Source organism: Neisseria sp. S1 (assembly GCF_048060015.1).
Classification (GTDB): Bacteria; Pseudomonadota; Gammaproteobacteria; order Burkholderiales; family Neisseriaceae; genus Neisseria; species Neisseria arctica.
Genome location: NZ_JBLUPI010000013.1, coordinates 40,190 through 61,374, shown reverse-complemented (window position 1 = coordinate 61,374; position 21,185 = coordinate 40,190). Strand labels below are relative to the sequence as shown.

The window sequence follows — 21,185 nt, the reverse complement described above, 5'->3', positions numbered from 1 at the left end:
CTCTGATATGCAAGCACAATTTATCACCCTCGACGGCATCGACGGTGCCGGAAAATCAACCAATCTGCAAGTTATCCGCAATTGGTTCGCCACCCACAACTTACCGGTTTACTTCACTCGCGAACCGGGCGGCACCGTACTGGGAGAAGCGTTGCGCGACATACTGCTCAACCCTGCCACCCGTGCCGGCTTGCGTACCGAAACTCTGCTGATGTTCGCCGCACGACAGCAGCATTTGGATGAAATCATCCGCCCCAAACTCGAAGCCGGCATCCATGTCGTCTCCGACCGTTTTACCGATGCTACTTTCGCCTATCAGGGGGGAGGACGCGGCGTTCCGTTACCGGATATCGAAATACTGGAAAATTGGGTTCAGGGAAACTTCCGTCCGAACTTAACCCTATTGTTGGATGTTCCGCTCGAAGTTTCCATGAGCCGTATCAGCCAAGCACGCGAAAAAGACCGCTTCGAACAAGAACAGGCGGAATTTTTCACCCGCGTTCGCGAAGTTTACCTGAAACGGGCGGCTTCCTCGCCCGAACATTATGCAATTATCGACAGCAACCGCCCTCTTGATCATGTAAGGCAAAATATAGAAAACACCTTGGCGCGGCATTTCGGCATCGCCGCCTGAAAAATATTCAACCCCAAAACCTAACGAGGTAAACGATACCGTTAAATAACACCAAGCCAAGTCGATTTTGCGGCCATTGGTCAAAACCTAGCCAAAACTTTCAGACGGCATCAAGCCCTGTATAATCAACACCAGATTTAATAAAAAGTAACTAGCAATGATTTTTTCCTGGCACCAACCCCAATGGCAGCAACTAGCCGCATCATGGCAAACCCAGCCCAACGCGTGGCTGTTTACCGGTAAAGAAAACACCGGCAAAACGGCCTTTGCCCGCCATTTGGCACAAGCCTTGTTGTGCGAATCACCGCAAGCGGAACACCATCCTTGCGGCCATTGTCCGTCATGCCACCTATTTGCAAAAGAAAGCCACCCGGATTTCTACGAGCTGACGCCCGAGCGACCCGAAGGAGAAAACACCGCACGCAAACTATTACAAATCAAAATAGATGCCGTTCGCACACTGATCGAAGATATCCAACTCACCTCCGTACGCGGCGGCAAGCGCGTCGTACTGATACATCCTGCCGAGAGCATGAATATCCAAGCTGCCAACAGCCTGCTCAAAGCATTGGAAGAACCGCCCGCCGATGTCATTTTTCTCTTGGTCAGCCATTCGAGAGACAAGCTACTGCCTACCATCAAAAGCCGTTGCCGCCAAATGCTGCTGCCTGCCCCCTCGTATTCCGAAGCACTTGCCTACCTTAAACACCAGCAGATAGAGAATGCCGAATCGTTACTGGCATTTCACAGCGGCGCGCCACTTTTTGAAGTTTCACCCGAACAAGACGAACTACGCCGACAATTGCTCGAATTACTGGCTGCCCCCCGACTCTTAGCCATTCTCGATTATGCCGCCCTCTTCGACAAACAAAAGCTTCCCCTCGCCGTTTTGCTCGACTGGCTGCACAAATGGCTTTTAGACGTCGGCTTGGCACAACAAAATATGCCGCCCCTTTATTATCCGACACACACAGAAACCATCCGGCAAACAGGCAAAAAAACACGGCCCGACAAACTGTTCTCTCTGATTGCCGCCTTAAACCGCCTCAGCCCTTACGGCTATCACACCTTAAGTGTTAAAATGCAAACCGAAGCCCTGTTGCTCGACTATTTGAGTTTCTGGCAAAACAAATAACAAAGGCAAAATCATGAAACCATTAGAAAACCTGCCCGGAAAAATGCTCGCACTCCAACTGCGCGACAAAACTATGCTTTACAACAGCTATATGTCTTTTCTCGAACACGGCGGACTTTTTGTACCAACGGACGACAGTTTCTCATTAGGTGACGAAATCCTATTGGCCATCGAACTGCCGGGCATGCCCGATAAAAGATTCCTGCGCACAAAAGTAGCTTGGATTAATCCCGCCCGTACCTCCGCACATCGCCCCAAAGGTGTTGGTTTGGCATTTGGCAATGATGAAATCAGCATCCAAACCAAGCACTTGATTGAAGCCGAACTCGGCCCGACTCTGCGCAATGACCGGGCGACCTTTACACTATAAGCAACACACACCTATGCAATTAATCGACTCACACTGCCACCTGAATTTCGAAGGACTGGCAGGCCGTCTGCCCGAAGTTTTGGCCAACATGGCAGAAAACGAAGTAAAGCAGGCATTAGCTATCAGCGTAAGCCGCGACAGTTTTCGGGAAGTTTTAACCATAGCAGAAGCCAATCCGAATATTTTCGCCACTGTCGGCGTTCATCCGGATCAACAAGACGCCGAAGAATTCAGTATCGCCGAAATGGTGCAACACGCCGCGCATCCCAAAGTAGTCGGCATAGGCGAAACCGGCTTGGACTATTATTGGTGCAAAGGTGATTTAAGCTGGCAACACCGCCGTTTTGCAGAGCATATCGAAGCAGCTAACCAAACAGCATTACCCTTAATCGTCCACACCCGCGAGGCGGCGGACGACACCATGGCTTTGCTTAAGGAGGGCCACGCCCATGCCGGAGTTATCCATTGCTTCACAGAAAATGTACGTGTTGCCAAAATGGCACTTGATTTAGGTTTTTATATTTCATTTTCAGGCATAGTTACATTCAAAAACGCAGCGGATATACAAGAAGCGGCCAAATACGTACCGGCCGACCGTATATTGGTTGAAACCGATGCGCCCTTCTTGGCTCCCGTACCGAAACGCGGCAAACCCAACGAACCCGCTTATGTACGCCACACCGCAGAATTTATCGCACAGTTACGTAACGACACATTGGAAAACATAGCAGCCGTTACCACGGATAATTTCTATACTTTGTTTAACAAAGTACCGCGTATTGGTATTTAAATATCACAAGGCCGCCTGAAAAACCTTTTCAGACGGCTAAAACATAACCCAAACCGACAACATGACCGATATCCGCCTTACCGTACTCGGCTGCGGCAGCTCATCAGGCACTCCCGCCATCGGCTGCCCATGCCCTGTCTGCACCAGCACCAATCCGAAAAACCGGCGTACACGTTGCAGCGCCTGGCTGGATATCGGCGGCCAAGGCTGGCAAATTGATACAGGTACCGACTTTCGCGAACAGGTATTACGCGAGAATATCCCCCGTATCGACGGCGTACTGTATACCCACCCCCATGCCGACCACCTGAACGGCATAGACGATTTACGCGGTTTTTGCTATCGCCAGCAAGGTGCCATTCCTATTTACGGAAGCGCTTTTACCTTAAACAATATTACCGAACGCTTCGGCTATGCATTCTTTCCACCCAATACCCATTGGAACCGCCCCGTATTGAAAGCCCATCCTCTTTCAAACGGCCTGTATATCAACCAAGTACCGGTCTTACATTTCCAAATGCCACACGGCCCTTGGGAAACCACCGGCTATCGTATCGGTAACATCGCTTGGCTCACCGACACAAACGATATTAGCGATAGCCAAATTAGCGCGTTACAAGGCTTAGATCACCTATTTATCGACTGCCTGGCCGAGCACCCCTACCCCAGCCACCTTAGCGTGGCCCAAGCCCTAGACTTTGCCGCCCGTATCGGCGCACAACAAACATGGCTTATACACATGACCCACGGTCTTGATTATGACCATTTATTCGCACGCTGCCCTGCCGGCGTTGCTCCGGCCTACGACGGCCTGACAGTGTATTCCAATTATCCTGATGAAAAATAACAAACTTAAACTCCCAGACACATAACCCATAAGCCAACGTACAGTATTCCTACCTTGTCGAAGCTAAATTTATTTTCCAAGAAGCTGAACTTATTTTCCGATACAAACAAACGAAAATATTTCCCTTCATAAAGCGAGGCCGTCTGAAAAAATTTTCAGACGGCCTCTAAAATATAATATCTTCAAATACAAATTAAAAACTCAATTAAATATCAAAAATATATAGTTTTAAAACTGCATAACACACTTACGCCACCACTGACTACAGCTCTATATTTATTCTTATCAAAAATCAAACAACCGTTTATTTCCTATAATTACACTTTTACAAAAACAAAAAATGCCGATGGTACACGACCATCGGCATTTTTAAATAAGGTGGCGAGCCAAACCCCTGGCACTAACGCCTCAGAGTGGGCTGCTGGCTTCCGCCCCTGACCCGTTGCTCCAACTTGCTATGCAGGGAGACCCGCCGTAAGAAATTTATTATAACCGTTTTCAACTCAAACGCCAAGCCTTGATTGCACCTTAACCGGCAAACAATGCAGATGAATTTTATACATATTGCAGTACAGATATTTTCCATTGAAAAAAGGTTGAAATTACATTACATTAATTAACTTATTATCAACAGAACCACTGCTTGTGCGGGCTTCGAATCAACACGCGCGGCCTGTTTATGTTGAATTTTTTTACCATACACCAACGGCAAAATCTCAAAATAAAAATGGACACTACCCATGAGCACACCGCAACGCATCCGGGAAATCCCTTATAACTACACTTCGTATTCCGACCGAGAAATCGTTATCCGCCTTCTGGGCGAGCCGGCATGGAACATCCTGCAAACCTTGCGCGGCCAACGGGTAACCGGACGCTCGGCGCGTATGCTGTTTGAAGTATTGGGCGATATTTGGGCAGTTGTACGCAATCCCTATTTGGTAGATGATCTGCTCGAACACACCGACCGCCAACAAGCATTGGTCAAAGAGATGCGGCACCGCCTAAACGAAATCCAAAAACGCCGCGATGACAACCCGCTTGTTGCGGAACTGATCAGTAGTGCCGAAGCTGCCGTTACCCGTTTTGACGACAGCTTTGAAGACACCCGCCAAAAACGCGACCAAATCTTCAAGCGTCTCAGCCGTATTACCAAAAAACACAATATCATGTTTGACGGTTTGGCGCGGGTCGTCCATGTTACCGATGCAACCGACTGGCGTGTCGAATATCCTTTCGTAGTCGTCAATCCCGATACCGAAGCCGAAGTTGCCCCATTGGTAAAAGCCCTCATCGAACTAGGTCTCACCATCATTCCGCGCGGCGGCGGCACCGGCTACACCGGCGGTGCCGTACCTCTGGATGCCATGAGCGCGGTAATCAATACTGAAAAACTCGACCGCCACAACGGTGTAGAATTTGTCGAACTTCCCGGTTTGGAAGGAAAACATCCCGTTATCCACTGCGGTGCGGGCGTTGTTACCCGCCGCGTAGAGGAAACCGCCACCGCTGCCAAACTGGTTTTCGCCGTCGATCCCACCTCTGCCGACGCATCGTGCGTAGGGGGTAACGTCGCCATGAATGCAGGGGGTAAAAAAGCCGTATTATGGGGCACGGCCTTAGATAATCTGGCTTGGTGGAAAATGGTCAACCCGGCCGGAGAATGGCTGAAAATCGAACGGGTGCGCCACAATTTCGGCAAAATTCATGACGAAGAAACCGCTATTTTTGATGTCCATACCCTAAAAGCGGACGGTCAAACCATCGCTAAAACAGAACGCTTGGAAATCCCCGGCCACAAATTCCGTAAAGTCGGCCTTGGTAAAGACGTTACCGACAAATTCTTGGCCGGTCTGCCCGGTGTGCAAAAAGAAGGTACAGACGGCATCATTACCAGCGTAGCCTTCGTATTGCACACCATGCCGAAATATATCCGTACCGTATGCTTGGAGTTCTTCGGCACTGTGGCAAATGCCACTCCGTCTATCGTGGAAATCCGCGACTATCTGCTGGCGCACGAAAGTGTAAAACTGGCCGGTTTGGAACACCTCGACTGGCGATATGTCCGAGCCGTCGGTTATGCGACCAAAGCGGCCGGCAAAGGCCGCCCCAAAATGGTGTTGATTGCCGATATAGTATCTGATGACGAACAAGCCGTTACCGAAGCTGCCGAACATATTGTCTCTCTGGCACAAGCGCGCGACGGCGAAGGCTTTATCGCCGTCAGCCCAGAAGCCCGCAAAACCTTCTGGCTAGACCGAAGCCGTACCGCTGCCATCGCCAAGTACACCAATGCCTTTAAAATCAATGAAGACGTAGTGATTCCGCTTGAGCGCTTGGGAGAATATTCAGACGGCATCGAGCGCATTAATATCGAATTGTCGATTAAAAACAAACTCGCTCTATGCGAGGCACTGATCCCTTATCTGCAAGGCAAACTGCCCGTTGATAAAATGGGAACCGATCTGCCTAGCGAAGAACTTTTGGGCAGCCGCGCCCATCATGCCCTTAACCATGTCAACCAAGTCAAAGAACGTTGGCAGTGGCTGCTTGATAATCTCGACACCCCCTTAGCCCAATACAAACAACGCTACGGCGAAGCCGTACATGCTGCCGCCGAGGCCAAAAACGAAGAAAGCTGCTTTACCGCTTTTCGCGATTTCCGTTTGCGCGTATCAGTTAAAGCCGACATCATGAAACCGCTCGCCGAAATTTTCAGCGGTAAAACAGATACTAAAATTTTAGCCGACTTGGCAAAAATCCACAGCCGCGTAGTCCGCAGCCGGGTATTTGTCGCCCTGCATATGCACGCAGGCGATGGTAACGTACACACCAATATTCCGGTCAATTCAGATGATTACGAAATGCTGCAAACAGCCCATAGAGCTGTTGACCGTATCATGGGCATCGCCCGCAGCCTCAACGGCGTCATTTCAGGCGAACACGGTATCGGTATCACCAAACTGGAATACCTCACCGACGAAGAAATGCAACCGTTTTGGGATTACAAAGCCAAAATCGACCCCAAAGGCCATTTCAACCGCGGCAAATTGATGCGCGGTGCCGATTTGCGCCACGCCTATACACCTTCGTTCGAACTGCTGGGCGTAGAATCTCTGATTATGGAAAAATCCGATCTCGGCACCATTGCCGAATCGGTGAAAGACTGCCTGCGCTGCGGCAAGTGCAAACCCGTCTGTTCGACCCATGTACCGCGTGCCAATCTCCTTTACAGCCCGCGCAATAAAATCCTTGGCGTCGGCCTCCTCACCGAAGCTTTCTTATATGAGGAGCAAACGCGCCGCGGTGTGTCTTTGCGCCACTTCGACGAACTCAGCGACGTAGGCGACCATTGCACCGTATGCCACCGCTGCGTCAAACCTTGCCCGGTCAATATTGATTTCGGTGATGTAACAGTTGCCATTCGCAATTATTTGCGCAAATCGGGCAAACGCAAATTCAATCCCGCCGTTGCCGCCGGCATGGCTTTTCTCAACGCCACAGATCCGCGTACCGTAAACGTATTGCGTAAAAGCGTAGTAGATGCCGGTTTCCGCCTGCAAAACTGGGGCTATAAGATGGGACAAAAGTTTCATTTGGGCTTGAACAAACAAAAAGAAGCCCCCAAAGCCACTTTGGGCAGCACGCCGATCAAAGAACAAGTCGTTCATTTTATCAACCGCCCCCTGCCGCGCAACGTACCACTGAAAACAGCTCGCGCGCTATTGGGTGTGGAAGACAACAAAACCGTACCGATTATTCGTAATCCTACCTTATCCGAAGATAGTGAAGCCGTATTTTATTTTCCGGGATGCGGTTCTGAGCGCCTGTTCAGTCAAGTGGGTTTGGCAACTCAAGCCATGTTGTGGCATGCCGGGGTACAAACCGTACTGCCCCCGGGTTATCTGTGCTGCGGCTATCCGCAAGATGCCGGCGGCATGGCAGACAAAGCCGAAAAAATCACTACCGAAAACCGCGTATTGTTCCACCGTGTCGCCAATACCCTCAACTACCTCGACATTAAAACCGTGGTGGTCAGCTGCGGCACTTGTTACGACCAATTGGAAAAATACCGATTTGAAGAAATTTTTCCCGGCTGCCGTATTATCGACATCCACGAGTTTCTGCTTGAAAAAGGCATCAAACTCGACGGTGTCGCCGGCAAACAATATCTTTACCACGATCCCTGCCACACGCCGATCAAAACAACCAACCCCACCCAGCTCACCAGCAAACTGATGGGACAGGAAGTTTTACTCAGCGACCGTTGCTGCGGCGAAAGCGGCATGTTTGCGGTGAAAAGACCGGATATCGCCACACAGGTGAAATTCCGCAAACAAGAAGAAATTACCAAAAATCTGGCGGCACTGCCTGCTGCCGAAGAAGTGAAAATCCTCACTTCCTGCCCTGCTTGTCTGCAAGGTTTGAGCCGTTATAGTGATGATAACAATATCGAAGCCGATTATATTGTGATCGAAATGGCCAAACATATACTTGGAGACAACTGGCAACAGGATTTTATAGAACGGGCAACCAACGGAGGTATTGAAAAAGTATTGCTCTAACACAATGTAAAGGCCGTCTGAAAGTTTCAGACGGCCTACCTATTTGTCGGCAAGCAAATAAAAACGGCTTTTCTTCCTATCTTTTCTTAAGGATACCGCTATGTTAATGCGAAGAATCAAACAAATTGTTGTTGCCTATCTGGTTCAAAAAGCCGTAAGCCACATCAGCCGTAAAGTGCAACAACGCCGCCGCTAAATAACCCGGAGAACACCATGCAATACAATGAGCTCGGCAAAACCGGCATCCAAGTCAGCAAAATCTGTCTCGGCACTATGACTTGGGGCGAGCAAAATACCGAAGCCCAAGCGCATGAGCAACTCGATTATGCGCTTTCGCAAGGCGTAAATTTTATCGATACTGCCGAACTCTATCCCGTACCACCCAAAGCAGAAACCTACGCTACCACCGAACAATACATCGGTTCGTGGATTCAAGCCCGCGGCAAACGCGATGATTTTGTATTGGCAACCAAGATAGCGGGGCCGGTCGGGCTAAACAATGTCGGCGGCCATATCCGCGGCGGCAGTAATGACTTTTCCCCGCAGCAAATTATCGAGGCCTGTCATGCCAGTTTGCAAAGGCTAAACACCGACTATATCGACCTTTACCAGCTTCACTGGCCCGACAGGCAAGCTAATTTCTTCGGCAAACTGGGTTTTGCCAAGCCGGATGAAAACGAGCGGTTCGAATCCTTCACCCTTATTGTCGAAACCATGCAAGGACTAGTTCGGGAAGGCAAAATCCGTGCCTACGGCTTATCAAACGAAACACCATGGGGCGTGATGCGACATCTCAGTACACATGAATCTTTACCCGGCTCTCCGCGAGTTGCATCGGTACAAAACCCCTACAACTTACTAAACCGCAGCTATGAGGTCGGTATGGCAGAAATTTCCCTAAGGGAACATATTCCCCTATTAGCCTATTCGCCATTAGCTTTCGGCAGGTTGACCGGTAAATACCGTCACGGCAATCGCCCCGACGGCGCACGCCTCACACTGTTCGAACGCTTCCAACGTTACAACAACCTCCAAGGCATTGCCGCTGCCGAACGCTATGCCCAAATTGCCGAGGCCGCCGGGCTCACTCCGGCCATACTTGCCCTTGCTTTCGTCAACAGCCGCCCCTTTGTTGCCGCCAACATTATCGGAGCCACTTCATTGGAACAATTGCGGGAAAATATCGACAGCGTTAATGTCATCTTGAGTGATGATGTTTTAGCGGAAATTGATAAAGTACATGCAGAGATAAGCAATCCCTGCCCGTAATCAAATCAGCCTCTCTTTAAAATAATATGACAATGCCGTCTGAAACCTTTTCAGACGGCATTTTTCATACCCTGCCATATGGCTCTCAATTATAGATTTTCTTTATTTTCCAAGATTTAAGCTACCCTTAATCCAATCCGTTTATGCTGGCTTCCATAACGCGGCAAAATACTGCCTGCCGCCCGGTACAAAGGAAACCCTAATTATGAACCGAAAAGCCTTATTTACCAGCATCCTGCTGGGTGTATTCGTAACAGTATTGCTGGCCGGAATCGGCACTGCCATGCAATCGCCCGCTACGGCAAAAGCTGATACAACAACTCCAACCGCACCCGTACAAACTGCCGCCATCCCCAATGATGCCTCGGCCGCCCTGCAAATCGTACAGCAAACCTACCCTGCGAGCCGTATCAGCGGGCAACCGCAAGCAGTCCGATTCGACGGACGTGCGGCATACGAAGTTAGCACCGAGCAAGGTTTGGTATATGTTGATGCTGCAACCAAACAAATTTTATCCGTTCCCGCCGCCCTTAATACCGCGCCGCCACCCCAACAATACGCACGAAAATACGAGCGCGATCATGATGACGATGACGAAGGCGAACACGGAGAGAGAGACGATGGCTGATAACCGCATACTTTGGTTTAAAACCGGCTTGATTGCCGCCTCGGTATCAGGCGTATTGGGTGCATGGGGGATGTTGTTGGCAGAACAAGCAACCGATAGTGGAACTACCGTAAACACAGCCCCGCCACAAACTACCGCAGCAGCATCCTTGCGAGAAGTTTCATCTGCCCAATTACCCGATAACCAAACCCCTATCGTACGGACATATGAAACCGTGCCGGTCGCTTATACCTCTTCTTCACGCTAATCTATGAAAACAGGACAAAGCCATGTTGGAAATAGAATTTCGTGCGATGGGCAGTACCGTGCAAATACTGCTGGAATCTGCCGATACCGGCGCACAAGCGGCTTTGAGAAAAGCACCCCGGTGGTTTGCCGAATGGGAAAACCGCCTGAGCCGTTTCATACCCGACAGTGAGCTGAACTGCCTCAACCGAAACGGTGGCGGCTATGCAAGCGAGGATTTATGGGCGGCCTTACAAGCGGCGCTTTACGCGGCGCGATACAGCAACGGCTTGGTTACGCCCACCGTACTACCTGCCTTGTTGCATGCCGGATATGATATTTCATTCGAAAAAATAGCCGCCCGATACAACTGCCCCGATGCCGTATTTACATGGCCGCAATCCCGCCCCTGCTCCGATTGGCAAAATATCGAATGCTGCTCTGATACCCGTAGTATCCGATTACATGGCGCAAAAATTGATTTAGGCGGTACAGCAAAAGGGTGGAGCGCGCAACAAGCCGCCAACCGTTTGGCCGGATATGGTGCGGTATTGGTAAACGCCGGAGGAGATATTGCCATATCCGGCACACCTGAAACACAGCCGGGCTGGCCGATTGCCATTATCGATGCGATAAATCAAGAAAAAACCGCAGCTTCTTTCTATTTGCAGCAGGGCTGCGTCGCTACCTCCGGACGGGACTATCGCCGCTGGCAGCGGCAAGGCCAAATACAGCATCATATTATCAACCCCGCCAACGGATTACCCGCACAAAGCGATATTGCCTGCGCCACTGTAACCGCACCCAATATCATTGAAGCAGAAACCGCAGCCAAAACACTCGTCATACTTGGCAGTATTGATGCGCAACATTGGTTGGCAGACAAAAACAATCTATCCGCCTGCTGGTACAGCGAAACGCAAGGTTGGCAAACAAGCGGAAATTTCGATTGGCTGCACACACCGCACACTGCCCTGCCTGATCGCCATTTGGAAACAACACTATGAATACCACGCAACAACCCATACCTTGGTTTACCATCATATCTGCCGCCCTTATCGGCACTGCCGCAGCGATAGCGGTTTCCGCCCAGTGGGCCCTCCCCCTCGCCCAATCCCTCTCTTCCGATGCCCCGGGCTATTGGCTACTCTCACGTTCATCAGGGCTAGCCGCTTATTTTTCCATGAGTTTGAGCGTGTTATTCGGCCTGCTGCTGTCGAGCCGTGCCGCCAAAGCTGCCAATTTCGCGCCAACTGCAATGGCATTGCATGATTTCACCGCACTGCTGGGGCTGGCACTGGCACTTTTTCACGCACTGGTTCTCTTGGGAGACAACTATGTCCGTCCCGGCATCTACGACTTACTATTGCCTTTTGCCCTGCCGCACGAATTAAGAATATGGATAGGTTTGGGGCAGTGCGGCTTTTACATCGGCCTCCTGATTATGACCGCCCATTACCTGCGCCGTCACCTGCATGGCTCTTTGTGGCGATGGATTCATCCCTTGGCATTTCTATCCTATGTTTTGATTACGGCCCACGGTCTTCTTTCAGGCACAGACAGCCACAAAACTTGGGTTATGGCAGTTTATATCGTTCCTAATTTAATAATCGGTATCTTTTCCACTTACCGGCTGCTGACCATGTTTGCAGACAACCGCAAGACACCCAAGTCTGCCAAAGTATCTGCCGGATAATCACTGCCGAAAACAATCCCCAGTGCTAGAAATATTCCATTTTAAAGCCGTGATTCGCAGCAAAAATGCCGTCTGAAAGTTTTCAGACGGCATTTTTAAAATAATCTTTAAGAGCCCTTTGGTTTTCTTAATATTCAGTATGCAATAAATTTCCATCAACATAAAATATTATATATAATCAAAAAACTAAGAAAAAAGGGAAATACACGCAATGAAAAACAACGGCAGAGTTTTGCCGCGCACACCATGGTCGGCAAACCATCTTTGGGAATTTTCAGCTAAGCCATTCACTGTTTTACTGCTCTCGCTGGCTCTTTTCGGTATCGGAGAAGGGCTACTTGTTACTGCCCAACTCGGTTCTACACCGTGGACGGTACTTGCACAAGGCATTTCTGCCTCATCCGGCATCCATTTAGGCTGGACAACTTTTTGGATTAGTGTGGCGGTGCTACTGGCCTGGATTCCGCTACACCAACGCCCCGGCTTGGGTACGATAATGAACATATTGGTGATTGCGGCAACGCTTGGTATTTTTGTCCAATATATTCAACCTGTTCACGGTTTTTGGCAGCAGCTGGCAGTCTGTGTGGCGGGGGTAACCATCGTTGGCATTGCCTCGGCACTCTACCTCACCTGCTATTTAGGAGCTGGCCCGAGAGACGGCTTGATGGTTGGTTTGTGCAGAGTCAGCGGCTGGCGCGTGGGTTTGGTACGCACTTTGATCGAAGGCGGCGTGTGCTTGGTCGGTTGGTTGCTGGGCGGAGCGGTAGGCTTGGGTACGCTGTTGTTTGCCTTTGGCGTCGGCTGGGTGGTACAAGCAGCCCTACAGTTTTTAGCACGACATTACAACACCGGGTGCCATTCGGAATAGGCATACGATCTTCTGGCCAAACGGCGTATACACATACGGGATATATTGGGAAACGCCCGCTGCCAAACCATAAAAATCACCCTATCTGTTTGGCAAACAAATTTTTTCGAATGTATTTGTTTTCCTTTTGCAAAAAATGCCGGCTGAATATTTCAGACGGCATTTTTAATCAATAGAAAATTTAATGCTGTAACGGCTTCCGCCTATCGGCTGGGCTTTTACTCTTTCGGCTTACTGGCCAAAATATTAATAACTTTTTTCGCCGGAACGCCATCTACCCGGATAGTATCCTCATCTTCCGCAGTGGAAAAACGCTGTGGCACGCTTTCCCGGTCAAAAGCCAAATCACCGCCATGTTTTAAAGCTTGGCCGCGCTCCAACGATTTGAAATCAAAAAGTTCGGTATCTGCCAAATGCGAAGGAACGACATTTTGTAAAGCTGAAAACATACTTTCGATACGGCCGGGAAATTTTTTGTCCCATTCGTTCAACATTTCTTTAATCACTTGCCGTTGCAAATTGGGTTGGGAACCGCACAAATTACACGGAATAATCGGAAACTGTTTTAATTCCGCGTAACGCTCCAAATCTTTTTCTTTTACATACGCCAACGGGCGGATTACGATATGTTCGCCATTATCCGACACCAGCTTGGGCGGCATGGCCTTAAGCTTGCCACCGTAAAACATATTTAGGAACATTGTTTGCAGGATATCGTCGCGGTGGTGGCCTAGTGCGATTTTAGTCGCGCCCAATTCTTTAGCTACACGGTAAAGCACGCCCCGACGCAAACGGCTGCATAAAGAGCAAGTGGTTTTTCCCTCTTCAATCACCCTCTTTACCACGGAGTAAGTGTCTTCTTCGACAATACGGAAAGGTACGCCGATAGAGCTGAGATATTCAGGCAGCACATGCTCGGGAAAACCAGGTTGTTTTTGATCGAGATTCACCGCTACCAATTCAAAATTAATCGGCGCGCTGGCTTGCAACTGGCGAAGGATATCCAATAAGGCGTAGCTGTCTTTTCCACCCGACAAACACACCATAATCTTATCGCCCTCTTCGATCATATTAAAATCGTTGATGGCATCCCCTACGGCATGACGCAGGCGTTTGTTTAATTTATTGTTTTCCAGTTCGTGTTTCGGTTTTTTAGACATAATTCACAAGCTTTCGAGAGTAAGGGCGGATTATACCCGAAACGGCGTGAAGATGTTTTAAGGCCGTCTGAAAATACCGCTTAGAAAAACCTTATTATTCCCAACTGCTATCCGGCCTTTAAAAAACTCTTTGAAAGAATGAAATGCCGTCTGAAAATTTTCAGACGGCATTTCATTTTAAATATTGCCTTTTCTATAATTATCCAAAAAATCCCGTAAGGCGTTTTCGTCTAAAAACCAATGGCAGATTTCCCGATCGCCGTACAGCAAAACCGGTACCAATTCGTTGTATTTTTCTTCCAGTTCGGCATTTTCGTCGACATCGATAATTTCCAATTCGAAGCCGTATTGCAGCCGGTAAGTTTCCAAAGCATCCTTCATTTTGTGGCATAGGCTGCAATATTCACGAAACATTAATGTTAAATTCAAAGATTGGTTTGTCATTTTCTATGCTTAAAGATAAGGCCGTCTGAAAGCAGACATTATATCGCAGACAAAACACTATGCCCCATATAACAATTTATATTACGGTATTCGCCAAAACGGCCGCCCATATTACGCCCCAAAATGTAAAAAAGCCGCTCCGATTCGGAGCGGCACGGCAATTTGGATCAGGCTTTATTCGCTCTCGCGCGCATAACGTGCGCTGAGGCTTGCTTTACCGATGGTATGCGCATTAACCATAAAACCGGCCAAACTGGTAGTAGCATCTTCAGGCAAATCCAAGTGCTCTACGTTTAAAGCATATACGGTAAAAATATAACGGTGTGCGGGATCTCCCACCGGAGGGTAGCAACCCATATAGCCCGGATTGCCGCCGTCGTTACGCAACTGGCGGACGTTTTCGGGCAAGTTTTTTCCATCGGCAGAGCCCGAGTTGCGCGGCAACGCGACTATATCGGCAGGCAGGTTAACCAGCATCCAATGCCACCAACCCGCACCGCCTGTAGGCGCATCAGGGTCGTGCATAGCAACGGCAAAACTTTTCGTACCTTCGGGAGTACCCTGCCAGTGCAGTTCAGGCGACTGATTGTCCCGATCTGCCTGATAACTGCTGTCTAACAGTGCGCCTTCGGTAAATTCGGGGCTGGAAAGTGTAAACACCTGGCTCATATGCATCTCCTTGCTATATGCCCTGACGGGCTGTTGTTCAATGCGGAATACCGCCGACTCCGCCTTTGCGTAAGCTTATTGGCAAATATGATAATTTTCAACTACTACCCTATCTTTCAATATAAAAAGCCGCCTGAATTTTCAGACGGCCTCGCTCCTGCTTAATTATGAACGGCACTGGGCAAACATATCCAAATCACGCTTATACTCTTCGGTTTTCACATCGGTAATCCCGAGTACGGAGTGGAACAAGTTATCGTGCGAATAGGGTTTGCCGGCATTTTCACGCATACAGGCGGCTGAAACCTTCATATCGCCGTACCAATTTTCATTTGCCCAAAAAATCATCGGAATTTGGGTTTGTTCCGGTGGTGCAACCGCATACGGAGCCGCATGAAGGTACATGCCTTTTTCCCCCAAAGACTCGCCATGGTCAGACAAATACAACAATGCTACCGATTTATCTTGCTGTTTGCGCAACATATTTATGCTCGAAGCCAACATATGGTCGATGTAAACAATAGTGTTGTTATATGTATTTTGCAAAGCGGTATTGTTGCAGTCTTGGATTTGGTTGGTATCGCAAGTCGGTGAAAATTTACGGAACTCATCAGTATAACGCTGATAATAAGCCGGCCCGTGGCTGCCCATCGTATGCAGCACGATGACACCATCGCCCGGCATCTCCTGAATTTCTTTTTCCAAACCGTTCAACAGCGACATATCCAAACAACCTTCGCTACCACACTGGCTTTTATCGGCCAACTCACGGATATCCATATGCTTGATACGGTCGCAGACGCCCTTGCAGCCGCCGTCATTTTCCCGCCAGCTGGTATAAAGGCCGGCACGCTGCAAGATATCCATCAACCCTTCTTGATGCTTGGCTTTATTACCGTTGTAATCGCTACGGTTCATGCGCGAGAACATACACGGTACGGAAATGGCGGTAGACGTACCGCACGAAGAAACCTCGGTATAGTTCACTACATCGGCCATTTGCTTCAGCTGGGGCGTGGTGTCCGGAGCGCCGGGATTCAATCCCCAGTTTTGCGCGCGAGTGGTTTCGCCCACTACCAGTACAAGCAGGCGTTTGCGCTCGCCCGGTGTACGCTCGCGCGTAGCATCCGTACCAATTTGCTCAAACGGACGGTGCGAATCATAAATGTTATAAACCGTTTTAAAACTGGCACCGATAAAATTAGTCGGCACGATTTGATGGTTAATGCCTTTGTTGTTACGGAAAAACGAAGCATAGTTTTGATATGCCACTGCCGCGATCGCCGCTACAACCAATATGGAAACAACCATACTGACCAAACGCCACATCAGCTTTTTATGCCACTTCAAATCGGATTTGATTTTGCCATAGCGCGCATACAAAGCAGCAGGCAGAACCCCTGTCAGCAATACCCAGCCGAAAAACTTAACCGAAAGCCATGCAGTAGCTTCGGAACGCGTGGTTTGCAGCAGGTTTTGAATCATATCCGAATTGAAATAAATACCCTGTACCATAATGGCGTAAGATGCACCCGCACCAAGCACTAACAAAAGCGGTATCAAAAAGCGGTGCACCTTCGGCCAAAACAAAAGCTGTATTAAAAAATTCATGGCCGCCAAAATAAATAGTGGCATTGTAGCCAGTAAAAGCCAATCATGCCCTGCCGTGGATTCGCTTTTTACCCATACTCCCTGCCAAAAACCTATATTGAATACCAGCATACAATACAAGCAAAATAAAAATACGGCACGGTTTGCGGTCAAACGCATCTGCATAAAATTTCCTTATCTTTTTGTAGTTGTTATGTCAAATGGTTTTAATTATATCAAAGTAAAATTAAGCAATCCTTAACAAAAAAACCTTTCTTTCCAAAATACCCAAATAAAATAAAATCCATTTATTTACAATATATTAAGTATAAAAATATTTTGTCTTTCAAAAATAGTCTGATTTTAAGTTTGTCTTAAGAAGCCTTTGTTTAAATAGCCTCACAGCAAAACGCTGATTCCAACCCCATCAAGGAGAAGTACCATGTTTAAGCAAACCTTATTCGGCCTGGTGGCCGTAGCCGCCTCAGTTTCTGCGTTCGCCTCTGCAAAATGCACAGCCCACCCCCAAAGCGAACAAATTCCGCCGGCTAAATTCCAACAGCAATTGAAAGATCAAGGCTATACCATTAAAAAATTCAAAACCAGCGACAATTGCTATGAAATCTACGGCAAAAACAAACAAGGCCAAAAAGTAGAAATTTATTTCGATACCAAAACCGGCAAAGCCGTAAAAAGCGAAATTGATTAATACCGCCAATTAGTCAAAAGGCCGCCTGAAATTTCAGACGGCCTTATTAGCCCCCCAGCCCATACTTTTACAACCGACCAAAATCCAGTTTCTCAAAATAAAAATACAATATCCGAAAGTATTTTTATCTTGATTGATTGCAAATAAAAATCAAATATTTACGCTTTACCGCTTGCCCATATAACAAATTTCTTTCGCAAGCTATTACATATAAAAGGTTTTCAAATAGGAGCCAACCATGAGTACCGTTAAAGTTTGGGATCTTCCCGTCCGTATCTGCCACTGGGCACTTGCCGCCTGCATATTAGCCAACCTTGCCGTTACCGAAAGCGGCAGCGATATCCACCAAATTATCGGTTATACCGCGGTAGGCATTGTCAGCTTCCGTGTTATTTGGGGTTTTATCGGCAGCCGGCATGCACGCTTCAGCGACTTTTGGCCCACCCCCTCCCGCCTGCGTGCTCACTGGCAAATATTAAAAAACCGCCAACCCGATCCTCATCCCGGCCATAACCCTTTCGGCGCATTAATGATGTTGGCCTTGTGGGGCATTATTATCGGCTTGGGCATTACGGGATATATGATGGGAACCGATATGTTTTGGGGTGACGAAATGATAGAAGAACTGCACGAAACCTTGGCAAATAGCCTGATTCCATTAATTGTCTTACACGTTGCCGCCGCCCTTCTGATGTCATACATCGGTAAAATAAATTTGGTTCGAGCCATGATTACGGGTAATAAAAACCTTCCCGATTAAATTAAACTTTTTTCTTTGCTTCATATATGTATGCCGTCTGAAAACCTTTTCAGACGGCATTATTATCTTATTCGGACGCATCAACGTACAAATAAAATTATCCACAGAAATACAAAATTTAACATTTCCAATAATTGACTTATCCACAGGAAGCCCAATATACAGCGCATACCACAACACTATTTCCCGAGGAGGAAGTATTTATGCGATTTGACAAATTAACCGCCAAATTCCAGCAAGCCCTACAAGAAGGCCAAAGCCTGGCATTGGCGCAAGATAACGGCTACCTCGAAGCCGGCCATATTTTAAAAGCACTGCTTGACGATCAAAACAACGGCATGGCCGCTTTACTCGTCAAGGCAGGCGGTAACGTTGCCCAAATCAAACGCGAACTGCAACAACAACTGGACAGTCTGCCCAAAGTTTCCGGCCAAGGCGGTGAAATCCTGCCCAGCCGCGAATTACAAAACACACTGAATCTGATGGATAAAGCCGCCACCAAACGCGGCGACGCTTACATCGCCAGCGAGCTGTTTTTGCTCGCCCTACTGCAAGAAAACGGCAATACCGGCAAAATTCTTAAAAATGCCGGCATTACTGAAAAACAACTGGATGCGGCCATCGACAACGTTCGCGGCGGAGAAAGCATTAATAATCCCAACGCCGAAGACCAACGCGAAGCATTGTCCAAATACACGCTCGACTTAACCGAACGCGCCCGCGAAGGCAAGCTTGATCCCGTTATCGGCCGGGACGACGAAATCCGCCGTGCCATCCAAGTATTGCAACGCCGCACCAAAAACAACCCTGTATTGATCGGTGAACCCGGTGTCGGTAAAACCGCCATAGTCGAAGGTTTGGCCCAGCGCATCGTTGACGGCGAAGTACCTGAAAGCCTCCGCAACAAACGCCTGCTGGTACTCGACTTGGCAGCCCTGATTGCCGGTGCGAAATATCGCGGCGAATTCGAAGAACGCTTGAAAGCCGTTTTGAATGATCTGTCTAAAGACGACGGCAACACCCTGATCTTTATCGATGAAATCCATACCCTTGTGGGCGCAGGCAAAACCGACGGTGCAATGGATGCGGGCAACATGCTCAAACCGGCATTGGCACGCGGCGAGCTGCACTGTATTGGTGCCACCACCCTCGACGAATACCGCCAATACATAGAAAAAGACGCCGCCTTGGAGCGCCGCTTCCAAAAAGTATTGGTAAGCGAACCGAGTGTTGAGGATACCATCGCCATTCTGCGCGGCTTACAAGAGCGTTACGAGATCCATCATGGTATTGATATTACCGACCCGGCGATTGTCGCCGCTGCCGAATTGAGCGACCGCTACATTACCGACCGCTTTTTGCCCGATAAAGCCATCGATCTTATCGATGAAGCGGCCAGCCGAATCAAGATGGAACTCGACAGCAAACCCGAGCAAATGGACAAGCTTGACCGCCGCATCATTCAGCTCCGCATGGAAAAAATGCACGTTGAGAAAGAAAGCGACGATGCCAGTAAAAAACGCTTGGAATTAATCGGAGAGGAAATCGCCCAACTGCAAAAAGAATACGCCGATTTGGACGAAATCTGGAAAGCCGAAAAAGCCTCTTCATACAGCACTACCGACATCAAAAAACAAATTGACGATGTCAAAGTAAAAATCGAGCAGGCCAAACGCCAAGGCGATTTTGCCCGCGCTTCCGAACTCGAATACGGCGAACTGCCCAAATTAGGTAAACAACTTGAGGCAGCCGAACAAAGCGCCGACAAAGTACAGGCCAACAAGCTGTTTCGCACTAAAGTCGGTGCAGACGAAGTAGCCGAAATCGTTTCGCGCATTACCGGTATCCCAGTGAGCAAAATGATGGAAGGCGAACGTGAAAAACTACTGAAAATGGAAGACGTATTACATGCCCGCGTAGTTGGCCAAGACGAAGCGGTGCGTGCGGTTTCCGACGCCATCCGCCGTTCGCGTTCCGGCCTGGCCGACCCCAATAAACCTTACGGCAGCTTCTTGTTCCTCGGCCCGACCGGTGTCGGCAAAACCGAGCTGTGCAAAACCTTGGCAAGCTTCTTGTTCGACAGTGAAGACCATCTGATCCGCATTGATATGTCGGAATATATGGAAAAACATGCCGTTGCCCGCTTAATCGGTGCGCCTCCGGGTTATGTCGGTTACGAAGAAGGCGGCTACCTTACCGAACAAGTGCGCCGCAAACCTTACAGCGTGATTTTGCTGGACGAAGTGGAAAAAGCCCATCCCGACGTCTTCAACATCCTGCTTCAGGTATTAGACGATGGCCGGCTTACCGACGGACAAGGCCGTACTGTAGATTTCAAAAATACGGTGATTGTGATGACCTCCAACATCGGCAGCCAACACATCCAGCAAATGGGCGTCGCCGACTATGAGGCGGTAAAAGAAGCGGTGATGGAAGATGTGAAAGAGCATTTCCGCCCCGAAATGATCAACCGTATTGATGAAGTAGTCGTTTTCCACGGTTTGGATCAGGCCAATATCCGCAGTATTGCCAAAATCCAATTGCGCAGCTTGGAAAAACGCTTGGCAGCCATGAATCTGAGCCTGCATGTGGATGATGCCGCATTGGATCTGATTGCCGAAGCCGGTTTCGATCCCGTTTACGGAGCACGTCCGCTCAAACGCGCGATTCAGGCCGAAATTGAGAACCCGCTGGCTAAAGCTCTGCTCGAAGGCCGTTATGCGCCTGAAAGCACCATCAGTGTCCAAGCCGAAAACGGTCATTTAGTATTCAACCGTATGATTTAAATCTGGCTACAAAAATGCCGTCTGAAACCTGCAAAGT

General features: G+C 48.8%; 19 protein-coding genes and 1 other RNA gene. 15 read left to right on the top strand and 5 right to left on the bottom strand.

The genetic code is table 11. The features are described from left to right. Positions 1–7: 7 nt before the first annotated feature. From tmk to ACEPPX_RS09925, 5 genes are all read left to right on the top strand, one after another. Positions 8–634, top strand: a complete 627-nt coding sequence (gene tmk, locus ACEPPX_RS09945; RefSeq protein ID WP_416623884.1) for a dTMP kinase — start codon at positions 8–10, stop codon at positions 632–634. A gap of 157 nt (positions 635–791) precedes the next feature. Continuing rightward, positions 792–1,769, top strand: coding sequence for a DNA polymerase III subunit delta' (locus ACEPPX_RS09940; protein WP_416623883.1), 978 nt, complete (start codon positions 792–794; stop codon positions 1,767–1,769). 13 nt (positions 1,770–1,782) lie between these two features. Further along, on the top strand, positions 1,783–2,139 hold the full coding sequence (locus ACEPPX_RS09935) for a PilZ domain-containing protein (protein ID WP_047760572.1): 357 nt from the start codon (positions 1,783–1,785) through the stop codon (positions 2,137–2,139). Between the two features lie 13 nt (positions 2,140–2,152). Then, a complete protein-coding gene (locus ACEPPX_RS09930) occupies positions 2,153–2,929 on the top strand; it encodes a TatD family hydrolase (RefSeq protein WP_047760573.1) in 777 nt (258 codons plus the stop codon). Between the two features lie 61 nt (positions 2,930–2,990). Continuing rightward, positions 2,991–3,776 (top strand): MBL fold metallo-hydrolase, encoded by a 786-nt coding sequence (locus ACEPPX_RS09925; protein ID WP_416623882.1) that lies wholly within the window; start codon positions 2,991–2,993, stop codon positions 3,774–3,776. Positions 3,777–4,153: 377 nt separating this feature from the next. Here ACEPPX_RS09925 and ffs read toward each other — a convergent pair. Beyond that, an RNA gene (gene ffs / locus ACEPPX_RS09920) (signal recognition particle sRNA small type) lies at positions 4,154–4,250 on the bottom strand. A gap of 266 nt (positions 4,251–4,516) precedes the next feature. Between ffs and ACEPPX_RS09915 the strand changes: the two genes are divergently transcribed. From ACEPPX_RS09915 to ACEPPX_RS09885, 7 genes are all read left to right on the top strand, one after another. Then, the gene (locus ACEPPX_RS09915; protein ID WP_416623881.1) at positions 4,517–8,341 is read left to right on the top strand and encodes a DUF3683 domain-containing protein; all 3,825 of its coding nucleotides are present in this window, start codon (positions 4,517–4,519) and stop codon (positions 8,339–8,341) included. Between the two features lie 213 nt (positions 8,342–8,554). Then, positions 8,555–9,610 carry an NADP(H)-dependent aldo-keto reductase gene (locus tag ACEPPX_RS09910; protein WP_416623880.1) on the top strand — a complete coding sequence of 352 codons (1,056 nt, stop codon included), beginning with the start codon at positions 8,555–8,557 and terminating at the stop codon, positions 9,608–9,610. 205 nt (positions 9,611–9,815) lie between these two features. Next, positions 9,816–10,238, top strand: coding sequence for a PepSY domain-containing protein (locus ACEPPX_RS09905; RefSeq protein ID WP_416623879.1), 423 nt, complete (start codon positions 9,816–9,818; stop codon positions 10,236–10,238). Next, complete coding sequence (locus ACEPPX_RS09900) at positions 10,231–10,485, top strand: hypothetical protein (protein WP_416623878.1); 255 nt, start codon at positions 10,231–10,233, stop codon at positions 10,483–10,485. The genes ACEPPX_RS09905 and ACEPPX_RS09900 overlap by 8 nt, the downstream gene beginning before the upstream one ends. 22 nt (positions 10,486–10,507) lie before the next feature. Continuing rightward, positions 10,508–11,470: an FAD:protein FMN transferase gene (locus ACEPPX_RS09895; RefSeq protein WP_416623877.1), complete on the top strand. Its 963-nt coding sequence runs from the start codon at positions 10,508–10,510 to the stop codon at positions 11,468–11,470. Further along, positions 11,467–12,159 (top strand): hypothetical protein, encoded by a 693-nt coding sequence (locus ACEPPX_RS09890; protein WP_416623876.1) that lies wholly within the window; start codon positions 11,467–11,469, stop codon positions 12,157–12,159. Before ACEPPX_RS09895 ends, ACEPPX_RS09890 begins: the two co-directional genes overlap by 4 nt. A 211-nt stretch (positions 12,160–12,370) precedes the next feature. Then, entirely contained in the window at positions 12,371–13,030 is a 660-nt protein-coding gene (locus ACEPPX_RS09885) for a YczE/YyaS/YitT family protein (protein ID WP_416623875.1), read from the top strand. Positions 13,031–13,248: 218 nt separating this feature from the next. Here ACEPPX_RS09885 and ttcA read toward each other — a convergent pair whose 3' ends face one another. From ttcA to ACEPPX_RS09865, 4 genes are all read right to left on the bottom strand, one after another. Continuing rightward, complete coding sequence (gene ttcA, locus ACEPPX_RS09880; protein WP_416623874.1) at positions 13,249–14,190, bottom strand: tRNA 2-thiocytidine(32) synthetase TtcA; 942 nt, start codon at positions 14,188–14,190, stop codon at positions 13,249–13,251. 177 nt (positions 14,191–14,367) lie between these two features. After that, on the bottom strand, positions 14,368–14,619 hold the full coding sequence (locus ACEPPX_RS09875; protein ID WP_416623893.1) for a glutaredoxin family protein: 252 nt from the start codon (positions 14,617–14,619) through the stop codon (positions 14,368–14,370). A 189-nt stretch (positions 14,620–14,808) separates the two neighbouring features. Next, positions 14,809–15,303, bottom strand: coding sequence for a YbhB/YbcL family Raf kinase inhibitor-like protein (locus tag ACEPPX_RS09870; protein ID WP_416623873.1), 495 nt, complete (start codon positions 15,301–15,303; stop codon positions 14,809–14,811). 165 nt (positions 15,304–15,468) lie between these two features. Continuing rightward, entirely contained in the window at positions 15,469–17,079 is a 1,611-nt protein-coding gene (locus ACEPPX_RS09865) for a phosphoethanolamine transferase (protein ID WP_416623872.1), read from the bottom strand. A gap of 256 nt (positions 17,080–17,335) precedes the next feature. Here ACEPPX_RS09865 and ACEPPX_RS09860 point away from each other — a divergent pair, with 256 nt between their 5' ends. The 3 genes from ACEPPX_RS09860 to clpB all read left to right on the top strand — a co-directional run bounded on the left by ACEPPX_RS09860 (position 17,336) and on the right by clpB (position 21,148). Further along, complete coding sequence (locus tag ACEPPX_RS09860) at positions 17,336–17,602, top strand: PepSY domain-containing protein (protein WP_416623871.1); 267 nt, start codon at positions 17,336–17,338, stop codon at positions 17,600–17,602. A gap of 238 nt (positions 17,603–17,840) precedes the next feature. Then, positions 17,841–18,362, top strand: coding sequence for a cytochrome b/b6 domain-containing protein (locus tag ACEPPX_RS09855; RefSeq protein WP_047760584.1), 522 nt, complete (start codon positions 17,841–17,843; stop codon positions 18,360–18,362). Positions 18,363–18,565: 203 nt separating this feature from the next. Then, the gene (gene clpB / locus ACEPPX_RS09850) at positions 18,566–21,148 is read left to right on the top strand and encodes an ATP-dependent chaperone ClpB (protein WP_416623870.1); all 2,583 of its coding nucleotides are present in this window, start codon (positions 18,566–18,568) and stop codon (positions 21,146–21,148) included. Positions 21,149–21,185: the final 37 nt, after the last annotated feature.